Genomic DNA, 22,746 nt, shown 5'->3' with positions numbered 1-22,746 from the left:
GAAAAGGTGCGGATAGAATGGATATGGCCCAAGCTCGGCATCCTTCCTTGCACGCCGCGATCGCAGAGAGCATCGCAGCGGGAGGGAAGAGGGGAATCGGTGCCGACGGAGCGGAGTTGTCCGCCATTCCCTTTCACCATTATATGTCGCTTTGTCTCTATCATCCCGATTTTGGCTATTATCGCTCCGGTTCCTCGAAAGTGGGAAGGGAAGGAGATTTCTATACGAGCGCCTATATCGGAGACGCGATGGGGGACAGTCTGGCTCGCTGGCTGCGGGAAGTCGCCTTTGCCCATTTCGGAACGGGGGAAACGATAGAGGTGCTCGATTGGGGAGGCGGCACAGGCCGGCTTAGCCGACAGCTTATGGATACGTGGACGTCTGCGGAAACCGACTCCTCCTTGGTATTGGAACAAGCTCTGTCGTTCTCGGTGACCGTTATCGATGGGAATCCGTCACATCGGAGCGAGGCTCAGCGGGAGCTGGAGTCTTATGTCCGCGAAGGACGTGCGCGCGTAACGGACGAATCGGAGTGGCAGCGGTTCGTGCCGTCCGACAGGCCGGTCATCGTCGTCGCCAACGAATTGCTCGATGCTTTTCCCGTCCATCGGCTCGTCATGAAGGACGGAGAGCTGCACGAATGGGCAGTTGCATGCGCCGAGGATGGCCGATTTATTCCTTGCCTCATGGAGCCTACCGATACTCGGTTGATCGAATGGCTTCGCGAGGAAGGCGTCGAGCTGCGCGAGAATCAGACCATCGAGATTAATCTCGACGGCGCCGACTGGGCGACTGCGGTTGCAGCACGGTTCAAGCGAGCTCTGTTTGTTTTTATCGACTACGGCGATGAAACGACGGAGTTGACCGGAACGCACCGGATGGACGGAACGCTGCTCTGCTATCGGGAGCATAGGGCGAATAACGATCCGTATGCTTGGCCGGGACAGCAGGATATCACCGCGCATGTGAATTTCAGTCATATTCGCCGTAGCATGGAACGACATGGGGCGAAGGAAATTTGGTACGGCACGCAAAAGCGGTTTCTCGTCGAGGCGGGCATTATGGAGCGTTTGATCGCGCACAGCTATTCCGATCCGTTTCATCCGATTGTACGCCGTAACCGCGCGATTCGACAGCTGCTGCTGTCGGATGGGATGAGCGAGCTTTTCAAGGTGCAAATATTCGCAAAGCCATCCAAATGACGGAAAAACGCCTTCAGCATCCTGGACGCTGAAGGCGTTTTTACTGTTGTCACTCGATGTTCGGTATGTATCCGGCTTCGCAGCTTACACGGGAATGCCCATCTCGAAGACGGACCAATAGGTGAATCCGAGAAAAGCCAGAACCATGTAGCCCCAGAATACGAGAAGATACGTCCGCTCGGTAAAGTTCAAATAGCCGATCAGAAAGAAGACGGCCGTTTGGATAAAGAACAGCAGGGCGAACTCATACATGTCTCCCGCAAACGCCATCAGGGCAATCGCCAGCGTCCAGAAACCGAGGACCCTAAACATTCGTGCCATTGTGAATACCCCTCTCATACGCGCAAAGACGATTTCTAAAGCATATTATAACGGCTTCGCATAGGCGTGTAAACCCAACAAGTCGTGACGAATCGGCAAACTTTTCAGCGTTCCCTTAACGTTCCCCGGTTTAACTAAGGTTATGCGCAGCTTCGCAACGGCTCTCTTTTGCGTTTTTGCAAGGTATAGTGACAGAAAAAGTGGATATAAATAGGAGTATCCGATAGATTCTATGAATTCTACTACGGGCATAGAAATGAAGAAAGCGGCAAAATATATGCGATGCTTAAGGAGGGAAGGGCAACATGACGGCTGCGAGACAAGACGCATGGAGTCCCGATGACGACCTGATATTGGCGGAGGTTACGCTGCGCCATATTCGCGAGGGCAGTACGCAACTGTCCGCTTTCGAGGAAGTGGGGCAACGAATCGCCCGTACTTCCGCGGCTTGCGGGTTTCGTTGGAACAGCTGCGTGCGCAAAAGATACAACGAAGCGATCGGACTAGCCAAGCAACAGCGCCAGAAACGGAATTATCTCAAAAAGCAGGGGATTTCGCTTTCCGGATCTGAAAGGCTTAACGTGGATGAAGGTGAAAGCGGCAAGCAAGAGCTGCTATCGGCGGAATCGCTGTCGCTTGAATCGATCATTCGTTATTTGCGCCAATGGAAGAATACCGTTCAGGAGATGAGCAAGCAAATTCGCCATCTCGAGAAGGAGCTCAAGGAGAAGGAAGAAAGAATCGCCGGCTTGAGCGAGACGAACGAACGGCTATCGAAGGAAGTCAACGAGGTGCAAACGGACTATCAGGTCGTCAACGACGATTACAAAGCGCTGATCCGCATTATGGACAGGGCGCGCAAGCTGGCCTTTCTGACAGAAGAGGCCGAAGAGGAACGGGCAAAGTTCAAGATGGACGCCAACGGAAATCTCGAACGAATCGAATAGGCAGTATGCGATCGAACCCGCAGGGCTATCCCTGCGGGTTTTGCTTTGGTATCTTTAAGAGAATATATTCATTTGGTTATAGGGACGCGCGGGACAAGCGGGGACGGAGCGAGAAGATGGACGAAAAAACGGTTGTGCTGGGCGGAGGTTCGCTAGGGCTGCTGCTTGCCGGAAAACTGTATGCTGCGGGGCGCGAATGCGTCGTATGGACGAGAACGCGGGAACAGGCGGAGCGGCTGAATGCTGAGGGCTTGGCGCTAGAAGAGACGGGCGGCGGGGAAAGGTTGCTGCCTGCCTTCGCGTGCGCTTGGGAGAACGCCGAGCCGATAGACGGCATCGTGCTTTTGGCGGTTAAGCAGACGGCTCTTGCGGAGAGGTTTTTGGCGCGTCTATTCGAGCTTGTAGCGCCTGGCGGTACGGTCGTTGCGTTCCAGAACGGGATCGGTCACATCGAAGCGCTGCGGGACGCGCTGCCGGACAGGGAAATCGTCGCGGCGGTGACGACCGAAGGCGCTCTGAGAGTAAACGGAGCGCGCGTACGGCATACCGGAAGCGGAGATATCCGTCTGGGCGACGACGGGCATACTCGACGGGAGCGGCTGCAAGCTGTCGAACGAATGCTGACGGAGGGAGGATTTTCCGTTTTTCTGTCGAAACAGTTGAATAACGAAATGATGCGCAAGCTGCTGATCAATGCGGTCATCAATCCGCTTACGGCGATTCTGCGCATCCCGAACGGCGAAATTGCGAATTCGCCGGATCGGCTTGAACTGGCGCGGGCTTTGTTTCGGGAGACGCACGATGTGCTCGGCGCTTACGGCCTCGAAGGGGAGGCCGCCGATCTGTGGAACGCGATTTTGCGAGTTGGCGAAGCGACGGCCGGCAATCGCTCTTCCATGCTCCAGGACGTTGAGGCGGGCAGGGAAACCGAGGTTGAAGCGATCAACGGGATGATCGTACGCATGGCGATCGGGAAAGGTTTGGACGCGCCATGGAATCGTATGGCGACGGCGCTTGTCAAAGCGCTGAAATGAACTACGATACGAGGTGACGTATGGGCTCCATCTGGAACGCACTTGTCCAATCATATGCTTTTTTGGCTACGGTGCCGATTATTCCGTTTATACTCGTTTACGTCATCATGACGATCAGGGGCAACGACAAGAAGAGCGCGATCCAATTGTCGATGGACGTTACGACGGCGTTTCTGTTCGGTTGCGTCGCGTCTCTGCTGAACGATCGGCTGGGGACGAGCTTCGGACCGTTTTTTCTGCTTCTCGTCATGTTGGTCGGCGGCGGTTTGATCGGCAACGCGCAGAACAGGGCCCGGGGCAAGGTCGATCCGCGGAAGCTGCTGCGGGCGGTCTGGAGACTGAGCTTTTTCGGCCTGTCCGTGCTTTATATCATCTTGATGCTGCTAGCGATTGTTTTTCCGATTGCGTCGGATTGAGGCACGGCTGTGCGTCAGCCCGAACGCGAGAAGGATGCAGGGCGTATATATGATCTAGCGCGAACGTCGCCTTCGTTTGACGCAAATCTTTTGACGATCCGACTGCTGTTGTGTACAATCGATTTTGGATAGCACAACGACAGATCGGGGGGAAAGTTCCCTTTGAATATTACATCTTATACGGATTCTAATCGTTCGTCATTGGCAGAGCGTTATAGATTGGGAGATTTGCAAGTGTTGGAGCTGCTCGGCAGCCATCCTGCGGAGGAGCGTTCGTGGGAGAGCCGGGCGGCCTACCTGGACGATACGACCGACAAGCGGGCCGAGCTCCGGCGAGTGGCCGAAGCGATTCAAGCTTATCACAGTCAGCTTCCGAGCTGCGCAGAGACGGAGAAGTCGCTGGATAAGCTGCGCGAAGGCGCGCTGGTCGTTGTCGGAGGCCAGCAGGCAGGCCTGTTCGGCGGCTCGCTCCTGATTTATTACAAGGCGCTGTCCGTCATTCAAGCGGCGCGGGATGCGGAGCGCAGATTGTCGCGGCCGGTCGTACCTGTGTTCTGGATCGCCGGAGAGGATCACGATTTCGACGAGGCGAACCATGTGAACGTGCAGTCCCCCGGCGGAGAGGCAAGGCGCATTCGTATCGAGCGTCCGGAAGGACCGCGACTTGCGGTCAGCCGGACGCCTTTGTCGGGGGAGATGTGGTCCGCGGCGCTTCAAGAACTGGCCGCCCAGCTGCCGGACTCGGAGTTTAAGCCCCAAGTGTTGGAGCGGCTGCAGAGCCATGTGTCGGACGCCCCGTCGCTAAGCCTCGCTTTCGCGCGGCTGCTGGCGGACTGGTTCGGCAAGCAGGGACTGCTGCTGCTGGATGCCGACGATCCGAATCTTCGCGCGCTTGAAGGACCGATGTTCCGCGAACTGATCGCTCGCAGCGACGACCTCGAGACGGCGCTTAAGGCCGGAGAGGGGCGGGTGCTGGAGCAAGGCTTTAAGCTGCAGGCGGAGACCGCTCCGGGCAGCGCGAACTTATTTCTTCATCATGAGCAGGGCAGGCTGCTGCTTCATAAAGACGAAGGCCGTTTCATCGATCGCCGAGGAATTGTCTCCCATTCTCGCGAAGAGATGTTGGAGCTTACCGATCGACGCCCCGATCTGCTGAGCACGAACGCGCTCACCCGCCCGCTTATGCAGGATTATTTGCTCCCGGTGCTGGCGACTGTGCTGGGACCGGCGGAAATCGCCTACTGGGCCATTCTGGGGCCCTCGTTCCGAGAATTTGGCATGAAGATGCCGATCGTGCTGCCCCGTCAATCGTTTACCTATATCGAGCCGACGGTGGCGGGCTTATTGGACAAATATTCGCTTACCGTCAAGCAAGCGATCGAGGACTGGGAGACGCTGCGCGCCGAATGGCTGGGCAAGCAGGACGAATGGAAGCTGGATGAACAGTTCCGCCAGGTCAAGGAGCAGTTTCTTGTCCTGTACGAGCCGATTATGAAGACGGTATCCGGGCTGCAGCCGGGACTTACTCGGCTTGCGGACGGCAATCGAGACCGCATTCTGGAGCAGATCTCGTATCTGGAAGCAAGATCCGCCGACGCCATCGCCAAGCGGCACGAATCGTCGCTGCGGCAATGGGACCGGATCAGGCAATCGCTCTCCCCGCTCGCGAAACCGCAGGAGAGGGTTTACGGGACGGTTCATTTCTGGAACCGCTACGGTCCAAGCTGGCTTTCCCTATGGCACGACGTTCCCTTCGAAGCGATCGGCGGCCACCGTCTCGTAGACGGTTTGCAAAACGTATAATTAACAGAACGATGGAGGAATTTGGCCTATGAAAACCGCTTTGAAAAGCATTGTGCGCGATCCTTCGCTCGCGCCGGAAGGCAAGCTTAAGATCGACTGGGTGCAGGCGCATATGCCGGTATTAAACCGGATTCGCGAGGAGTTCGAGCGCGATCAGCCGTTTAAGGGGCTGCGCGTCGCGATCTCCCTTCATCTTGAAGCGAAGACGGCTTATCTCGCTAAAGTCGTGCAAGCGGGAGGCGCGGAAGTCGTGATTACCGGCAGCAATCCGCTGTCTACGCAGGACGACGTATGCGCGGCGCTCGTCGAGGACGGTATCGCGGTATATGCCAAATACAATCCCGATCCGCAGGAATATAAAGATTTGATGGTCAAGACGCTGGAGACGAAGCCAGACCTCATTATCGACGACGGCGGCGATCTCGTATCGATCCTTCATTCGGAGCGTCAGGACCTGCTCGCGCAAGTTCGCGGCGGGGCGGAGGAGACGACGACCGGCATTTTGCGCCTGAAGGCGATGGAAAAGGACGGCTCGCTTAAGTTTCCGATGGTCGCCGTTAACGACGCATATTGCAAATATTTGTTCGATAACCGTTACGGCACGGGACAGTCGGTATGGGACGGCATCAACCGGACGACCAACCTGGTCGTCGCCGGCAAGACGGTCGTCGTCAACGGCTACGGCTGGTGCGGCAAAGGCGTGGCGATGCGGGCGAAAGGTCTCGGAGCGAACGTAGTCGTTACCGAGGTCGATGCGATTCGCGCGGTTGAAGCTTACATGGACGGCTTTGCGGTCATGTCGATGGCCGATGCGGCCAAGGTCGGCGATTTCTTCGTAACGGTGACGGGCAACAAGGACGTCATTCGCGGCGATCATATCGCGAACATGAAGGATGGCGCGATTTTGTCCAATGCGGGCCACTTTGACATTGAAGTTAATTTGGTGGAGCTGGCCGAGCTGTCGGTATCCAAACGCATCGTACGCCGCAACATCGAGGAGTACACGCTTAAGGACGGGCGCAAAATTTACGTGCTTGCCGAAGGACGCTTAGTCAATCTGGCGGCAGGCGACGGACATCCTGCGGAAATTATGGATATGACGTTCGCGCTGCAGGCGATGGCTTTGCGCTATGTAAACGAGAATTACGAGAATATCGGCAGTCAGGTCATCAACGTGCCGTACGAGCTGGACGAACGAGTCGCTCGCACGAAGCTGGAATCGCTCGGCATCGGCATCGACACGCTGTCCGAAGAGCAAAAGGCATATTTGGAGAGCTGGACCGCTCACTAATTCGAGGTCGAAGAGGCTGCCCCATAAGTAAAAAAAGTCGTACAAAAAGATAATCGATAGAGAATGCTATCGTGCATATCTCTCCTTCCGATGCTATACGATCCTGGAACCTGAATGGGTAATCCCGTTAAGGGGTGATTTCAGGACCGTATGAGGTATTCCAGGAGATATATGCACTTTTTTCTTGATCGATTATCTTGTACGACCTTACTTATGGGACAGCCTCTTTTTAATTTTGCGGGTTTCGCGGCAACATTTTCCTTTTTGTTCACGTCTATCCATTATCCAGACAAACAAAAAGGGGAGATTTGAATGAAGGGGAATCGGATTGGCGTGTGGAGCAAAGGACTACTGCTGGTCATGGCTGCGCTGCTGCTGGCAGCGGGACTTGCCGCGTGCAGCAGCTCGTCGAAGGACTCGGTGAGCAAGTCTAAGATGTCTACCGCGGATCAATCCGCAGCCGCGCCTGAAATGGAATCGCTGACCATGTCGAAAGAGGCTGCCCCCGCAGCCGCGCCTTCGGCTGCCGTTCAGACAACTTCAGCATCGCAGGCCGGAAGCGGGGGGGCTTCGTCTTACTCCGGGGGAGGCATCGGTCCGATTGCGGACGCCAATGCGGGCTATGATCGCAAAGTCATCTATCGTGCGGAATTGGTCATGAAGGTAAAGGAGTTCCGAGCGGCAGAGGAACAACTGATGAATCAAATTCATCTGAGCGGCGCGTATGTGCTGCAATTTTCCGATAGTCGCAATGCGAACGAGGTTGGAGCGAATTTTGTGATCAAGGTGCCTTCAACGGGTTTTTCTTCATTTCTGGAGAAGATGCAGCAGATCGACAATTTGAAGTTCGAGCGCGAAGTGCAGGGCAGCGACGTCACCGAGGAGTTCGTCGATCTCGAAGCCAGGCTGAAGACGCAGCAGACGCTGGAAGCTCGTTATCTCGACTTTATGAATAAGGCGACGAAAACCGACGACCTGGTCAAGTTTGCGAACCCGTTGGCGCAGGTGCAGGAGACGATCGAGCAGATCAAGGGGCGGATGCGCTATCTCGATCAGAACGTCGCCTTCTCGACGGTGAACCTGCGGTTGTATCAGTCGGATACGGAGGAGATCCGGAAGGAAGAGAAGAAGGAGAAGGACTTCGAGGATCGGATTTCGGATGCGCTAAGCGGCAGCGCAAACGTGCTTAGGCAGTTCGGCGAAGGGCTGCTAGTCGTGCTGGCGGCGATGCTGCCTGTGCTCATCGTTGTTGCCGTTCTAGGGATTCCGACGTATTATATTGTCCGCAAGCGCGGCGCGGCGCGACGCAAAGCCTCCCTGGAGAAACGCAAGGCCTGGAATCGAGAGCGCCAGGAGAGCGGCGAAGCTATGGAGTCTGACGAGGAGGCCGCTTCAGAGAACGGAACCGCGACGGAAACGAATGATGCAAGCTCGCAAGACGAGAATCGTTAATCTCGTAAAATATTTTTTATTAAAATCCTGCCTTCAAGGCAGGATTTTTATTTTGAGACGCGAATAATCATTCAGAGTGGTTTAAAGTGGTGGAAAGTAGCACGAAGTGGTGGAGAATGGGGGAGGTGTGGAGAGCTTATGTTTTTAGGGGAATTTCAGCATACGATTGACGACAAGGGAAGAATCATTATCCCGGCGAAATTCCGCGAAGCTCTCGGCACCGACTTTATCGTTACCCGCGGACTGGACAACTGTCTGTTCGTCTACCCCCGCGAAGAATGGACGCAGCTTGAAGAGAAAATCAAGACTCTGCCTTCTATGGCGGCCAATGCGCGTGCGTTTTCCCGTCTTCTGTTCTCAGGCGCTTCGGAATGCGAATTGGACAAACAGGGCAGGGTAAACGTACCGAATCATTTGCGAGAATATGCCAAGCTGGACAAGGATTGCACTGTAATTGGCGTATCCAGTCGCGTGGAAATTTGGGATAAGTCGGCGTGGGAGGAATATTCCCGCCAATCCGCCGAATCGTTTAACGAGATTGCGGAGAAGCTGGTCGATTTCGATTTTAACTTTTAGACTTCCATCGTTTACAACCTCTTTAACCATACATAAACAAGAAAGACGGTTCCCATGCAGGGCGCCGGGAGGCAGCAGCTATGTTTCACCATGTAACCGTATTGAAGGAACAATCCGTCGAGGCGCTGAAGGTGCGTCCGGACGGCATCTATGTCGATTGTACGCTCGGCGGCGCCGGGCATAGCGGGCTGATCGCTTCGCAGCTCGGTCCGCAAGGCCGACTGATCGCGTTCGACCAGGACGAAGCCGCCCTGGCTAACGCGCGGTTAAAGCTGGCCTCATACGGAGAAGTCGTAACATTGGTGAAGAGCAACTTCCGGCACCTGAAGACGGAGCTGAAGCGCGCCGGAGTTCCCGAACGGGACGGCGTGCCGCAGGTCGACGGCATCTTGTTCGATCTGGGCGTATCCAGCCCGCAGCTCGACGAAGCCGATCGCGGCTTCAGCTACAATCATGACGCTGAACTGGACATGCGCATGGATCGGGAACAGCCGTTAACGGCCAGAGAGATCGTTAACGAGTGGGACGAACGCGATATTGCCGATATTCTCAGAGATTACGGAGAGGAGAAGTTCGCCCGCAAAATTGCGGCCAACCTCGTTAAGCTCAGGGAGAAGTCGCCGATTGAGACGACGGGCCAGCTCGCGGAGATTGTCAAGAATTCGATTCCCGCAGCGACGCGCCGTACGGGACCTCATCCTGCCAAACGCTCGTTTCAGGCGCTGCGAATCGCGGTGAACGACGAGTTGGGCGCTTTCGAGGAGGCGTTGGCGCAATCGATCGATTGCCTCGCTCCCGGAGGACGCATCGCGGTCATCACCTTCCACTCGCTTGAGGACCGTATCTGCAAGTTGGCATTCACCAAGGAGGTCGCCAGCTGCAGTTGCCCGCCCGATTTCCCGATATGCGTCTGCGGAGGAGGCGACGGGCGGCTCAGACTGACGCCGCGCAAGCCGATCCTGCCTTCGCAGGAAGAGCTCGAAGCGAATCCGCGAGCCCGTTCTTCCAAACTAAGAGTCGCTGAAAAGCTCGGATAACCGGGCTTAATATATACATCATTTATTTTTTTAGAGATTATTCTGAGAGGGGCACCGAAACCATATGGCTTACTACGGCAACTTGGCGCTTCGTCCGGAGCGCGTAGAAGAACAGAAGGTTAAGCAAAGTCCACGCACCCAGATTCCTCCCGGAAGATCTCCCCGTCGCCGTCAATTGCCGATCAGAGAGAAGTTGCTCTATCTGTTTACGGTTGCGGCGGTCGCATTCGTCGCGGGATGGATCATTTTCCGTTATGCGCAAATCTATCAAATCAACGGTCAACTGCAAACGACGACTAAAGCGTATAACGTGGCAACGGAGCAGACGAAGGAGCTGCAGAGGGAAGTGGAGCGACTGAGCGATCCCGGCGCGATCCGGAAGAGAGCTTCGGAACTGGGTTACGTTCCCGTGACGGGAGAGAGTATCGAAGCTTCCAAAGTCGATCGGAACAATGTCGCGATCAAGCCTTAAGCGGACCGCGGAGGACAAAAATATGACAATGGCTAAAAGAATCAAGCTAAGAACGTTGCTGGCGGGAGGGGTATTCACCCTCCTTTTTGTCGGTTTGATTGGAAAAGTATATTGGGTTCAAGTCGTTAAGGCCGATTTCTGGGCAGGAGAGGCGATGAAGGCGTGGAATGCGAGCGAGACGCTTAAGCAGGAGCGCGGGAGGATTCTCGATCGCGATGGAAGGGTGTTGGCCGCCGATGCGGCAGCCTACACGATTGCGGTGAATCCGAAACTGATCGCCAAGTTCGAGCAGGAGCATCCGCAATGGCGGATGGCGGATCGCATCGTCTCGAAGCTGCACAACGTGCTCGGCGCGCCCGAGGACGAATTGAGGAAGGCGATCACTTCCCAGAAGGACAACGGAGAGTATCGCGACCAGCGGGAAATTCGTCCGTACGGCTGGAAGGTCGACAAGAAGCTCAAAGATCGGCTCGACGCGTTTCGAGACGAGCTGCGCAATATAACGGGCATCAAGACGGATGTCGGGCTCTATTTTATGGAAGAGAAGAAGCGCTATTATCCGAAAGATGAGTTGGCCTCGCATATTCTCGGCTACGAGGACAAGGAAGGCGTGGCGGTTCTCGGATTGGAGAAGAAGCTGAACGAGGAGCTCAGCGGCTCCGAAGGCTATATCAAGTATCAGAAAGACGGCGCGAGGATGCAGCTGCCGAACGGGAAGGTTGATTACAAGCAGCCGCTCGATGGCAAGGATGTGACGCTGACGATCGACGAGGATATCCAGTTCTATATCGAAGAAGCTTTGAGGACGGCCTATGACAAATATAAGCCGATCAGTATGACGGCGATTGCCGCAGACCCGAATACGATGGAAATTCTCGGGATGGCGAGCTTGCCCGATTTTAATCCGAATTTGTACTGGGATAAGGCGGAGGATTTGTCCGCTTTCCGCAATAACGCGATTCAATCGCTGTATGAGCCAGGCTCGACCTTTAAGATCGTGACGCTGGCCGGAGCGGTCGAGGAAGGGCTGTTTGATCCGAACGCTTATTATAAATCGGGCTCGATCAAATACAGCGAGAAGGACAAGCCGATCAAAGACCACAACAACGGGATTGGCTGGGGCGAAAACGGCATGATCACATATCTTGAAGGTCTTAAGCACTCCAGTAACGTGGCTTTCGTTAAGCTTGGTTACCAGATGTTGGGCAAGGAGCGGTTAGTCAAATACATTAATGATTTCGGTTTCGGACAGAAGACAGGCATCGAGCTGCCGAATGAGGTGTCGAGGCCCTTCAGTCTCGACTGGCCTTCGGAGGTCGCCACGGCGACTTTCGGGCAGGGCAAAGTATTGGTTACGCCGATTCAGCAGGTGGCTGCAGTTGCGGCCGTCGCTAACGGAGGCAAATTGCTGCAGCCGCATCTGGTGAAATCGATCAGCGACCCGAATACGGGCGAGAAAGTCGTAACGGAGCCCAAGCTCGTGCGTCAAGTCATCTCTCCGGAAACCTCGAGTCAGGTAGGATTGTATTTGGAACAGGTCGTCAGCGACTTGAAGGACGGAACGGGGCGGATCGTCTATACGCCGGGCTACCGGATCGCCGGCAAGACGGGGACGGCGCAGAAGGTTTCGCGAGGCGAAGCCGGCGGCTACGCCAAGAACAAATACGTCGTCTCGTTTATCGGCTATGCGCCGGTCGAAAACCCGAAGGTTGTGCTGTACGTTCTCGTCGACGAGCCGCAGATCGACAATGCCGGCGGCGGCTCGGTTGCCGGTCCGATTTTCAAGGAAATTATGATCAAATCGCTGCAGAAGCTTGGAATTGAGCCTAAGCTGAACGAGCAGGACCGGGAAAATGCCGAGGCCGCCGGAGCCGGCGTGTCGTCTACAAATGGGGGTAAGAAGACGGTGTTGACGGCAACCGTTCCGGACGTGACGGAGATGACGGTCGCTCAGGCGCGCGATAGGCTGGGACAAAGCAAATTTCCGTACGGCGTGCTCGGCAAGGGGACCAAGGTGCTGCAGCAGCTGCCGAAGGGCGGCAGCGTTCTGCCGGCTACCCAACGCATTTACTTGTTGACGGATACGAAGCCGGGCAACGTTCCCGATCTGACCGGCCTGTCGTTGCGCGACGCGCTGGAAATGTGCACGCTGCTCCAGGTGACCGCCAAAGTCGAAGGGGAAGGTTACGTCGTCTCGCAGAAGGCGGAGAAGGAGGGCGACCGCTGGACGCTGCGTTTGACGCTTGCCGCCCAGGATCAGCCCGCTCCTTCCGACACGAATACAGCCGAAGGGGAGAATACGGAGGCGGGCGACCAAGCCTCGTCCGCTGCGGATTCGCAAACAGAGGAAGCCGGCGCCGAATGACGGGGCTTGTTCTAACCCTCTTGTCCACGGAATAGTCTGGAACAAGGCGAAAGCCTTGCAGACGTTCCCGGGTAAGGGGGTTTTATCGTGAAAAAGATATCGCAGGTGACAGTCCGCAAACGACTGTATATTGCGCTTGTGTTCGCCGTGTTCGCTTTTGCCGCGCTTGTCATCAGACTCGGCTACGTACAGCTGTGGGCCGGCGACGAGATTGCGAAGAAAGCCGAGGAGTCCTGGCGGCGGAACATTCCGTTCGAGGCGAAGCGCGGCGAGATCGTGGACCGCAACGGAGTCCGGCTTGCCTATAACGTCAGCTCCCCGACGATCTACGCCGTCCCGGTGCAGATCAAGGACAAGCGTACGACGGCTAGATTGTTGGCCGGGCCGTTGGGCATGACTGAAGATCAGCTGTTCGAGAAATTGTCCAAACGGGCCTCGAGCGTCGAACTGAAGCCCGGAGGGCGGAAAATGACGACGGAGAAGGCGCAGGAAATTCGCAATCTCGGTCTGCCCGGCATCGTGGTGACGGAAGACAACAAGCGTTATTATCCATACGCCAGCTTGGCCTCCCATGTGCTTGGTTTTACGGGCAGCTATAATCAGGGGTTGACCGGCCTTGAACTGAAATACGACCAGCGCCTGACGGGGCTGAGAGGGAGCGTCTCCTATTTATCGGACGCCGCCGGGCGCAAGATGCCGCAGTCTTCGGATCAATACGTGCCGCCGCAGGACGGGCTTACGCTGCAGCTGACGATCGATCAGACGATCCAGTCGGTCGTGGAGCGAGAGCTGGATCAGGCGGTGCTGCAGTATCAGCCGGACGGCGTCATCGCCATCGCGATGAATCCGAATACGGGCGAAGTGTACGCGATGGGCAGCCGGCCCACGTTCGAGCCCGCCAACTACCAGGAGGTTCCGGCGGAGGTCTACAACCGGAATTTGCCGATCTGGATGACGTACGAGCCGGGCTCTACCTTCAAAATCATTACGCTCTCCGCCGCGCTTGAGGAGAAGAAGGTGAATCTGGAGCACGAGCGCTTTTACGATCCGGGCTACATCGAAGTGGCCGGCGCGAAGCTGAGATGCTGGAAGCCTGGCGGCCACGGCAGCCAGACGTTTCTCGAGGTCGTGGAAAACTCCTGCAACCCCGGCTTTGTTACGCTGGGCAACCGCCTGGGCAAGGAGAAGCTGTTTTCGTACATTAAAGATTTCGGCTTCGGAGCAAAGACGGGCATCGATCTGCAAGGGGAAGCGACCGGAATTTTGTTTAAGCTTAAGCAGGTCGGGCCGGTCGAGCTCGCGACGACTTCGTTCGGCCAAGGCGTGTCGGTGACGCCGATTCAGCAGATCGCCGCCGTGTCGGCGGCGATTAACGGAGGCAAGCTATATAAGCCTTTCGTTTCCAAGTCGTGGATCCAGCCGGAGACCGGCATTCTTCTCGAGGAGACGAAGCCGGAGCTCGTTCGGCAGGTCGTCTCGGAGGAAACGTCCAAGAAGGTGCGCGAGGCGCTGGAGAAGGTGGTTGCGCAAGGGACGGGGGGGAAAGCCTTCCTGAACGGCTACCGGGTCGGAGGCAAAACGGGAACGGCGCAGAAGGTGGTGGGCGGTCGCTATTCCAAGAACGAGCACATCGTATCGTTCATCGGCTTCGCTCCCGCCGACGATCCGCAGTTGATTGTCTACGTCGCCGTAGACAATCCGCAGGGCATTCAGTTCGGCGGCGTCGTTGCGGCGCCGATCGTTCGCAATATTATGGCGGACGCCCTGCCTTATCTGGGGGTCGAGCCGCGCAGCAATCAGGTAGAGAAGGAATACAAGTATGGCGAGCCGCGCACCGTAACCGTGCCGAATCTCGTCGGCAAGACGGTGTCCGACATTTACGAGGATATGAATTCGAATTTTCAGCTGTCGGCTTCGGGCAGCGGATCGACGGTCGTGCGACAAGCTCCCGCTGCCGGAGCAAGGGTGGAGCAAGGGTCGGTTATCCGAATTTATCTCGGTGCGGCGGATTAAACTTTGCTCATCCTCTTGAATGAAGACCGCTCGTTGGACCATAATGATTGTACGCTATATCGGCCCTATCAGGCCGTCAGGAGGCCTATTTCCAATGAAACTGCTCGAACTCTCTCAACAATTGCTGCTTGCCCGGATCATCGGCGACGATTCCGTCGACATTCGGAGCCTGGAGGCCGACTCTCGCAAGGCGGGGCCGGGCTGTCTCTTCTTCTGTCTTCCCGGCCATACGGTGGACGGACACGATTACGCCGAACTGGCGCTGGCGCAGGGAGCGGCGGCGCTTGTCGTCTCGCGCGAGCTGCCGGTCGCCGCGCCGCAGCTAATCGTGCCGGATACCCGGCGCGCCCTGGCTCAAATCTCCGACTATTATTACGGTCGTCCTTCCCATAAGCTGAAGCCTGTAGGCGTGACGGGCACGAACGGCAAGACGACGACGACATATTTGATCGAGCGCATATGGGCGGACGCGGGCGTCTCTGCCGGCGTGATCGGTACGATCGAGACCCGCTACGCGGGCCGGAGCTTCCCGATGTCGGGAACGACGCCAGACGTGCTGGAATTGCAGAAGATATTGCATGGCATGGTTGAAGCCGGCACGCAGCGCTGCGTTATGGAAGTGTCCTCGCACGCGCTTCACCAGGGCCGTGTGCGAGGCTGCGATTTCCGGACGGCGATCTTCACCAACCTGACGCAGGACCATCTCGATTACCACGGCACGATGGAGGCGTACGAAGCGGCCAAGGGGCTGTTTTTCTCGCGGCTCGGCAATGTGTACTCCGACGATGCCGGCGAACGCAAATTTGCGGTGCTGAACGCCGACGACAGTGCATCGGCCCGCTTCGCCCAGTTGACCTCCGCAGAGGTGCTGACGTACGGTATTGAGAACGAGGCCGACCTGCGCGCTTCCCATGTCGCGATAACCGCTGCGGGCACGTCTTTCCGTCTCGATTCTCCTTTCGGCAGTCGGCCGGTGAATCTGAAGCTCGTCGGCAAGTTTAATGTATATAACGCGCTTGCGGCGCTGGCAGCAGCTCTGTGCGAAGGAATCGGCCTGGATGCGGCCGTCAACAGCCTGGAGAGCATTGCGGGCGTTCCCGGACGCGTGGAGCCGGTTGACGCCGGACAACTGTACGCCGTCATCGTCGATTATGCGCATACGCCCGACGGACTCGAAAATGTGCTGAACACGGTGAAGGAGCTTGCGACGGGAAAGATCATCTGCGTCTTCGGCTGCGGCGGCGACCGCGACGCCAAGAAGCGCCCGATCATGGGACGAATTGCGGCAGAGCTGGCCGACGACATTATCGTGACGAGCGATAACCCCCGTACGGAGGACCCGAATCTCATTCTGCGAGACATCGAAGCGGGGCTAAAGGAAGCGGGCGTTGCGGCTGCGAGCTATGAGCTAGAGCCCAATCGGCGCGCGGCGATCGAAAAAGCGGTTGATCGGGCAAGCCCCGGCGATGTAGTATTGATTGCGGGGAAAGGCCATGAGACTTACCAGATCATCGGTCGGGAAACGCACGATTTCGACGATCGCCTTGTGGCGAAAGAAGCGATAAGGAGTCGGATGCGGTGATGCAGGCAACAGTTCGGCAAACGGCCGATTGGGTCGGCGCGTTGGAGATTGTCGGCGATACGGCCGTTGGCGAGGAGCAGCTCCTGTCCGGCGTATCGACCGATACGCGCAGCATTCGTCCGGGGCAGTTGTTCGTTCCTTTGAGGGGAGAACGGTTCGACGGACATGATTATATCATTACGGCAAGCGAGGCGGGGGCGGCAGCCGCGCTGTGGGACGCTGCGGTTCCGCAGCCGGAAGGCTTGGATCTTCCGCTCATTCTCGTGCCGGACACGCTGGAGGCGCTGCAGCGGCTGGCTTCGGCTTATTTAAGCGAGCGGCTTACTGCCGCGAAAGTGGTGGCGATCACCGGCAGCAACGGCAAGACAACGACCAAGGACCTGATTGCGTCCGTATTGGCGACATCGTTTCTTGTACATAAAACCGAAGGCAATTACAATAATCATATCGGGCTTCCGCTTACGATTCTAAGTGCGCCGGCGAATACCGAAGCGCTTGTACTGGAGATGGGGATGAGCGGCTTTGGGGAAATTTCGCTGCTCACCCGGTTAGCCAGTCCGGACATCGCGGTGATTACGAATATCGGCGAGTCGCATTTACTTCAGCTCGGCTCGCGGCGAGGGATCGCCCAGGCGAAGCTGGAAATCGCCGAAGGGCTGAAGCCGGGCGGCGCGCTTGTTTATTGCGGCGACGAGCCGCTGCTTGCGGAAGCGCTGGCGGAGCGGCCTGTAACCGAAGGGAAGAAGCTGATTACGTTCGGCGAGAACGCCGGCAGCGATTGGGTCGCGCGCTACGTACGCGTGACGGCGGAGGGAACGCGGTTTACGGCGACGGGCGAGCTGGAGACGGCATTCGAGCTGCCGATCCCCGGGCGGCATAATGCGGTAAACGCGCTGGCCGCGGTAGCCGTGGGCCGCTTGCTGGGCCTGTCCGCGGAAGCGATCGGCGAAGGGCTTAAGATGACCAAGCTGACGGGGATGCGCATCGAGCGGAGCGCCGCCTGGAACGGGGCGGTCATTCTCAACGACGCCTACAACGCCAGCCCGACGTCGGTCAGGGCGGCAATCGATCTGGTGGCGGAGCTGTCCGGCTATCGCCGCAAATGGGTCGTGCTTGGCGATATGCTGGAGCTCGGCGACGGCGAACTGGAGCTGCACGGCGACATCGGGCGCTACCTGGATCGCGCCAAGGTGGATCGGGCGCTGCTGTACGGACCGCGATCCAAGCAAATTTACGAGGAAGCGCGCACAAAATTTGAAGATCAAGACGTTCTCTATTTCGACGACAAGAAAGCTCTTGGCGAGTGTCTGCTCACCGCGCTTTCTCCGGACGATTTAGTGCTCGTCAAAGCATCGAGGGGCATGAAAATGGAAGAAATCGTAACGACGCTGCAAAGAGGGGGCGGACAGTGACGGCATGGACTACACATCGGTATTATGGACGTTAGGCGTATCCTTTGTGCTGGCGGTGCTGATCGGACCTCTGTTCATTCCGCTTTTGCGCAGACTGAAATTCGGACAGCAGGTTCGCACCGACGGACCCGAGTCCCACTTGAAAAAATCGGGAACGCCGACGATGGGCGGCATCATTATTCTAGTTGCGCTCACGATCGCGTTCCTTCGCTTTGCCGATCGCGGCCCTCAGTATTGGGCGCTGATCGTCGCTTGCTTAGGCTTTGGCCTGATCGGTTTTCTCGACGATTACATCAAAATCGCTCTTAAAAGGTCGCTGGGTTTAACCGCGAAACAAAAGCTGCTTGGCCAATTGCTGTTTTCCGCCATCTTCTGTTGGATCTTGATCGATATGGGCCACAGCACCGTCGTGAGCGTTCCCGGCACAGATTGGTCTTTGGACTTCGGCTGGGCATACTATTTATTGGTAGTCGTTATGTTCCTCGGCGCGACCAATGCCGTCAATTTCACGGACGGCTTGGACGGACTGCTGGCCGGGACAAGCGCCCTCGCATTCGGGGCGTTCGCCGTCGTGGCCGTGGAGGCGGCTCAGCCTCAATCGGCGGTGTTCAGCGCCGCGGTTGTCGGAGCGGTGCTCGGCTTCCTCGTCTACAACGCGCATCCCGCCAAAATTTTTATGGGAGACACGGGATCGTTAGGCTTGGGCGGAGGCATTGCGGGAATCGCGATTTTGACGAAGACGGAGCTGCTGCTCGTCGTGATCGGAGGCGTGTTCGTGCTTGAGATGCTGTCCGTCATTATTCAAGTCACTTCGTTTAAGACGAGAGGCAAGCGGGTATTTAAAATGAGCCCGATTCATCACCATTTCGAACTGTCGGGCTGGTCCGAATGGCGCGTCGTGACAACCTTCTGGTTTGTCGGACTGCTGTTGGCGGGCGCCGGACTATTGTTGTTCAAAGCGAGCTAAAGGAGTTTTAACGCGAATGATGCAGCTGACTAATTACCGCGGACGGCAAGTCGTCGTCCTCGGTCTGGCGAGAAGCGGCGTAGCCGCCGCCAAACTGTTCCACGACGTCGGCGCCAACGTCGTTGTGAACGATAAGAAGGAGCGGGATCAATGCCCCGAAGCCGACGAATTGACGGCTTTGGGCATTTCTGTTGTGTGCGGGCATCATCCGGACGGGCTCGTAACGGAGTCAACGGCGCTGCTTGTCAAAAATCCGGGCATTCCGTACACCGCGCCGCCGATTGTCGAAGCGCTCCGGCTTGGCGTGGAGGTGGTAAGCGAGGTGGAGGTGGCGGGGCAACTGTCGCCTGCGCCGATTGTAGGCATTACCGGCTCCAATGGCAAGACGACAACGACGACGCTGACCGGCGTGCTGCTCGAAGAGGCGGGCCTTAAGCCGCTCATAGCCGGCAACATCGGACGCCCGCTTAGCGAGGCGTCGCTGGAGGTCGAGCCGGACGGCTGGCTGGTTGCCGAGCTAAGCAGCTTTCAACTGAAAGGCACAACCGATTTTCGGCCTCGTATCGCCTGCCTGCTGAACGTGGCTGAGACGCATCTGGACTATCACGGCTCGATGGAAGACTATGTCGACTCCAAGGCGAAATTGTTCGAAAATCAAACCGCTGACGATATTTCCGTCTACAACGAGGATGACGAGACCTGTCGGCGCCTGGCGGCTTCCTTCAAGGGCCGCGCCTTCCCGTTCTCCGTTACGAGAACGCTCAAGGCAGGCGTGATGATCGATCCGCCGTATGCGGCCATTCGTCCGGCGGAGGATGAAGCCGAAGACGAAGAGGATGCCGAGCGTTGGATCGTCAGTCGGGACGGCAACGGCACGGAACGGCGCATCCTGCGCGTTGCCGAGCTGGGCATTCCGGGACGGCATAACGCGGCTAACGCGTTGGCGGCGATTGCTATCGCACTGGCGGCCGGCGCCGAGCCGGAGCGGCTCGTGGAGCCGCTGCGCGCTTTCCGCGGCGTGGAGCATCGTCTCGAATACGTCGGCACGTTCGGCGGCGTAAAGTATTATAACGACTCGAAGGCGACGAACCCGATGGCGACGACGATGTCGATTCTGTCTCTGTCGTCGCCGCTTATTCTGATCGCGGGCGGTCTGGATCGCGGCTCCGACTACATGGAGCTGCTGCCGATTTTCCGCGACCGGGTGAAGGGATTGGCGACGCTTGGCGAGACAAGGGAGAAGCTTGCGCGCGTTGCCGGGCTGGCCGGTTTAACGGATGTGAAAATCGTCGAACCTGTAGAGGACGCCGAGCAAACGCTCCGAAGAGCCGTACAGGAAGCTGCAGCCATGGCCGAGCCGGGAGACATTGTGCTCCTGTCGCCGGCCTGCGCAAGCTGGGACATGTTTTCTTCCTACGAGGATCGGGGCCGCATTTTTAAGCAATCGGCGCATACGCTGTAAGAGGGGGCTCGTCCCCACTCTTGCAAATCGCGAGGTGTCCGGTTCATGGCCAAGTCCCGCTCCGTTCCAGATGTATGGATGATCGCCGCAACGTTAGGCATACTGGCCATCGGTGTCGTGATGGTGTATAGCGCCAGCGCTGTGGCGGCTTTTCATGACTACGGGGATTCGTATTACTATGTAAAAAGGCAGCTGCTCTTTGCCGTGCTCGGCATAGCTTCCATGTTCGTAACGATGAATGTAGAGTATACGTTCTGGCGCAAGTGGGCGGCGCCCGCGCTGCTGATCTGCTTTGGTCTGCTTATCATCGTACTCGTGCCGGGAGTCGGTGTTGTGCGCGGAGGCGCGCGAAGCTGGCTCGGCATCGGCTCGTTCGGCATCCAGCCTTCTGAATTTATGAAGCTTGCGATGATTTTGTTTATTGCCAAGCTGCTGTCCGAGAGGCAAAATCAAATTACCGATTTTACGAAAGGGCTGCTGCCGCCTCTCGGCATTCTGGGGGCGGCGTTCGCGCTCATTATGCTGCAGCCCGATCTCGGAACGGGCACCGTCATGATCGGGGCCGCGTTGCTGGCCATCTATGTCGCCGGGGCGAGATTGTCCCATCTGGCCGGCCTCGCCATGATCGGCGTGGCCGGCCTGGTGGGGCTGATCTTGGCCGCTCCCTACCGGCTGCAGCGGATTACCGCTTTTCTCGATCCGTGGCAGGATCCGCAAGGAGCGGGCTATCAATCGATTCAGTCGCTGTACGCGATCGGGCCGGGCGGCCTGGTCGGGCTCGGGCTCGGGATGAGCCGCCAGAAATATAACTATTTGCCCGAACCGCAGACGGACTTTATATTTTCGATTTTGGCCGAAGAGCTCGGTTTTATCGGAGGCTCGCTGCTTATTTTATTGTTCCTGCTGCTCATCTGGCGGGGGATGAGAACGGCCATTACGCTGACCGACCCGTTCGGAAGCTTGCTGGCTACGGGCATCGTCGGCATTTTCGCGGTGCAGGTGCTCATTAACATCGGCGTCGTCATCGGCTTGCTGCCGATTACCGGCGTTACGCTGCCGCTCGTCAGCTACGGAGGCTCGTCGCTTACGCTGCTGCTGACGGCGCTCGGAATTTTACTTAATTTATCCCGTTATTCGAGGTGAAAGAAATGCGCGTCGTGTTGACCGGAGGAGGCACCGGAGGGCATATTTACCCTGCGCTGGCGATCGGCCGGGAAATTTCGGAGAGAGAGCCGGGTTCGTCGTTGCTCTATATCGGCACGAGCCGCGGTCTGGAAGGCCGAATCGTGCCGGAGCAGGGAATCGCGTTTGAAAATATAACGATTACAGGTTTTCGCAGGTCGCTGTCGCTGGAGAACGTGAAAACGGTCATGCGTTTTCTCAAGGGCGTGTCCCGCTCCAAGGAGCTGCTCAGGAAGTTCAAGCCGGACGTCGTCATCGGAACCGGAGGTTATGTATGCGGCCCGGTCGTGTACGCCGCGTCTCGACTCGGCATTCCGACGCTCATCCACGAGCAGAACGTGCTGCCGGGCTTGACCAACAAATTTTTGAGCCGTTACGTCGACGGCGTCGCGGTAAGCTTTAAGGAATCGGAGCCGCATTTTTCGAAATGCCGGAACGTCGTCTACGCGGGCAATCCGTGCGCGACTCGCGTGCTGAAGGCGGATCGCCGCTCGGGCTTCGCTTCTCTAGGATTCGCTCCGGATACGCCGTTCGTGCTGATCGTAGGCGGAAGCGGGGGAGCGCGCGCGCTGAACGAGGCGTTCGTTCGCATGCTGCCGTTGATCGGGAAGCTGCCGGACGTGCACTTTGTGTTCGTGACCGGCGAGAGATTTTACCGGGAAACCGAAAGCGCCGTATCCGCCGCTTTCCAAGGGAATTCCAGCCGAGTGAAGGTGCTTCCGTATATCGCGGGCATGCCGGACGTGCTGGCCGCGTCGTCGCTCTATGTCGGCCGCGCCGGGGCGTCTTTCCTTGCCGAGGTAACGTCGCTGGGGCTGCCGTCGCTGATCGTCCCGTCTCCGAACGTGACGAACAATCATCAAGAAGCGAATGCGAGAAGCTTGATGAACGCCGGAGCTGCGGACATGATTCTCGAACGGAATCTTAGCGGAGAAACGCTGTTCGGAGGCATTGCCGCGATCATGGGCGATCGGAAGCGTCAGCAGGCGATGGCCTCCGCGTCCCGAAGCCTGGGAATGCCGGAATCGGCGTCTATCATTTACAATCAAATCGTGGGCTTACAACGAAAAAAATAAGAGAATGTCCTTCGAAGGGGCCGGCAATTGGGCGTTTGTCACCACCCCCGCCCAGCCGTCATAAGATACAGCGTGATCGTGAATGTCTGACCGGCAGGCGAGGCAGCGGCGCGAGTTCCCGAAGGACTTGGAAGGA

19 protein-coding genes are annotated in these 22,746 nt (G+C 57.3%); 18 read left to right on the top strand and 1 reads right to left on the bottom strand.

Translation table 11 applies throughout. From position 1 onward, the window contains the following. The first annotated feature begins 17 nt into the window (after positions 1-17). The gene (locus tag J4772_RS17790) at positions 18-1,202 is read left to right on the top strand and encodes a class I SAM-dependent methyltransferase (protein ID WP_209076458.1); all 1,185 of its coding nucleotides are present in this window, start codon (positions 18-20) and stop codon (positions 1,200-1,202) included. 84 nt (positions 1,203-1,286) lie between these two features. On the opposite strand, the gene J4772_RS17785 is transcribed toward J4772_RS17790, so the two are convergent. After that, on the bottom strand, positions 1,287-1,523 hold the full coding sequence (locus J4772_RS17785; RefSeq protein WP_116063463.1) for a DUF2626 family protein: 237 nt from the start codon (positions 1,521-1,523) through the stop codon (positions 1,287-1,289). Between the two features lie 305 nt (positions 1,524-1,828). Here J4772_RS17785 and J4772_RS17780 point away from each other — a divergent pair, with 305 nt between their 5' ends. The 17 genes from J4772_RS17780 (at position 1,829) to murG (ending at position 22,610) form a co-directional block, all read left to right on the top strand. Continuing rightward, positions 1,829-2,470, top strand: a complete 642-nt coding sequence (locus tag J4772_RS17780) for an RsfA family transcriptional regulator (RefSeq protein WP_209076456.1) — start codon at positions 1,829-1,831, stop codon at positions 2,468-2,470. A 116-nt stretch (positions 2,471-2,586) separates the two neighbouring features. Then, positions 2,587-3,504, top strand: a complete 918-nt coding sequence (locus J4772_RS17775) for a ketopantoate reductase family protein (protein ID WP_209076455.1) — start codon at positions 2,587-2,589, stop codon at positions 3,502-3,504. A 20-nt stretch (positions 3,505-3,524) separates the two neighbouring features. Further along, complete coding sequence (locus J4772_RS17770; protein WP_116063460.1) at positions 3,525-3,920, top strand: DUF3397 domain-containing protein; 396 nt, start codon at positions 3,525-3,527, stop codon at positions 3,918-3,920. Positions 3,921-4,082: 162 nt separating this feature from the next. After that, complete coding sequence (bshC, locus tag J4772_RS17765; protein ID WP_209076453.1) at positions 4,083-5,723, top strand: bacillithiol biosynthesis cysteine-adding enzyme BshC; 1,641 nt, start codon at positions 4,083-4,085, stop codon at positions 5,721-5,723. A gap of 28 nt (positions 5,724-5,751) precedes the next feature. Then, entirely contained in the window at positions 5,752-7,014 is a 1,263-nt protein-coding gene (locus J4772_RS17760; RefSeq protein WP_116063458.1) for an adenosylhomocysteinase, read from the top strand. 312 nt (positions 7,015-7,326) lie between these two features. Further along, a complete protein-coding gene (locus J4772_RS17755; protein ID WP_209076451.1) occupies positions 7,327-8,466 on the top strand; it encodes a DUF4349 domain-containing protein in 1,140 nt (379 codons plus the stop codon). A 138-nt stretch (positions 8,467-8,604) separates the two neighbouring features. Then, the gene (gene mraZ, locus J4772_RS17750; protein ID WP_209076449.1) at positions 8,605-9,042 is read left to right on the top strand and encodes a division/cell wall cluster transcriptional repressor MraZ; all 438 of its coding nucleotides are present in this window, start codon (positions 8,605-8,607) and stop codon (positions 9,040-9,042) included. An 80-nt stretch (positions 9,043-9,122) separates the two neighbouring features. Continuing rightward, the gene (gene rsmH, locus J4772_RS17745) at positions 9,123-10,079 is read left to right on the top strand and encodes a 16S rRNA (cytosine(1402)-N(4))-methyltransferase RsmH (protein WP_209076448.1); all 957 of its coding nucleotides are present in this window, start codon (positions 9,123-9,125) and stop codon (positions 10,077-10,079) included. Positions 10,080-10,143: 64 nt separating this feature from the next. After that, positions 10,144-10,551: a cell division protein FtsL gene (locus J4772_RS17740; protein WP_116063454.1), complete on the top strand. Its 408-nt coding sequence runs from the start codon at positions 10,144-10,146 to the stop codon at positions 10,549-10,551. A 22-nt stretch (positions 10,552-10,573) separates the two neighbouring features. Next, a complete protein-coding gene (locus J4772_RS17735; RefSeq protein WP_247741132.1) occupies positions 10,574-12,916 on the top strand; it encodes a penicillin-binding transpeptidase domain-containing protein in 2,343 nt (780 codons plus the stop codon). Between the two features lie 84 nt (positions 12,917-13,000). After that, a complete protein-coding gene (locus J4772_RS17730; RefSeq protein ID WP_209077229.1) occupies positions 13,001-14,929 on the top strand; it encodes a stage V sporulation protein D in 1,929 nt (642 codons plus the stop codon). 94 nt (positions 14,930-15,023) lie between these two features. Beyond that, on the top strand, positions 15,024-16,511 hold the full coding sequence (locus tag J4772_RS17725; RefSeq protein ID WP_209076446.1) for a UDP-N-acetylmuramoyl-L-alanyl-D-glutamate--2,6-diaminopimelate ligase: 1,488 nt from the start codon (positions 15,024-15,026) through the stop codon (positions 16,509-16,511). Beyond that, entirely contained in the window at positions 16,508-17,923 is a 1,416-nt protein-coding gene (gene murF, locus J4772_RS17720) for a UDP-N-acetylmuramoyl-tripeptide--D-alanyl-D-alanine ligase (RefSeq protein WP_209076444.1), read from the top strand. Before J4772_RS17725 ends, murF begins: the two co-directional genes overlap by 4 nt. 4 nt (positions 17,924-17,927) lie before the next feature. After that, on the top strand, positions 17,928-18,890 hold the full coding sequence (gene mraY / locus J4772_RS17715) for a phospho-N-acetylmuramoyl-pentapeptide-transferase (RefSeq protein WP_209076442.1): 963 nt from the start codon (positions 17,928-17,930) through the stop codon (positions 18,888-18,890). A gap of 16 nt (positions 18,891-18,906) precedes the next feature. Beyond that, positions 18,907-20,352: a UDP-N-acetylmuramoyl-L-alanine--D-glutamate ligase gene (gene murD, locus J4772_RS17710; RefSeq protein WP_116063449.1), complete on the top strand. Its 1,446-nt coding sequence runs from the start codon at positions 18,907-18,909 to the stop codon at positions 20,350-20,352. A gap of 45 nt (positions 20,353-20,397) precedes the next feature. Further along, a complete protein-coding gene (gene spoVE / locus J4772_RS17705) occupies positions 20,398-21,495 on the top strand; it encodes a stage V sporulation protein E (protein ID WP_116063448.1) in 1,098 nt (365 codons plus the stop codon). Positions 21,496-21,500: 5 nt separating this feature from the next. Beyond that, on the top strand, positions 21,501-22,610 hold the full coding sequence (gene murG / locus J4772_RS17700) for an undecaprenyldiphospho-muramoylpentapeptide beta-N-acetylglucosaminyltransferase (protein WP_209076440.1): 1,110 nt from the start codon (positions 21,501-21,503) through the stop codon (positions 22,608-22,610). Positions 22,611-22,746 lie beyond the last annotated feature (136 nt).

The sequence above is a fragment of the Cohnella sp. LGH genome (assembly GCF_017671885.1).
Classification (GTDB): Bacteria; Bacillota; Bacilli; order Paenibacillales; family Paenibacillaceae; genus Cohnella; species Cohnella phaseoli.
This window is presented reverse-complemented; position numbering and strand designations above follow the sequence as displayed.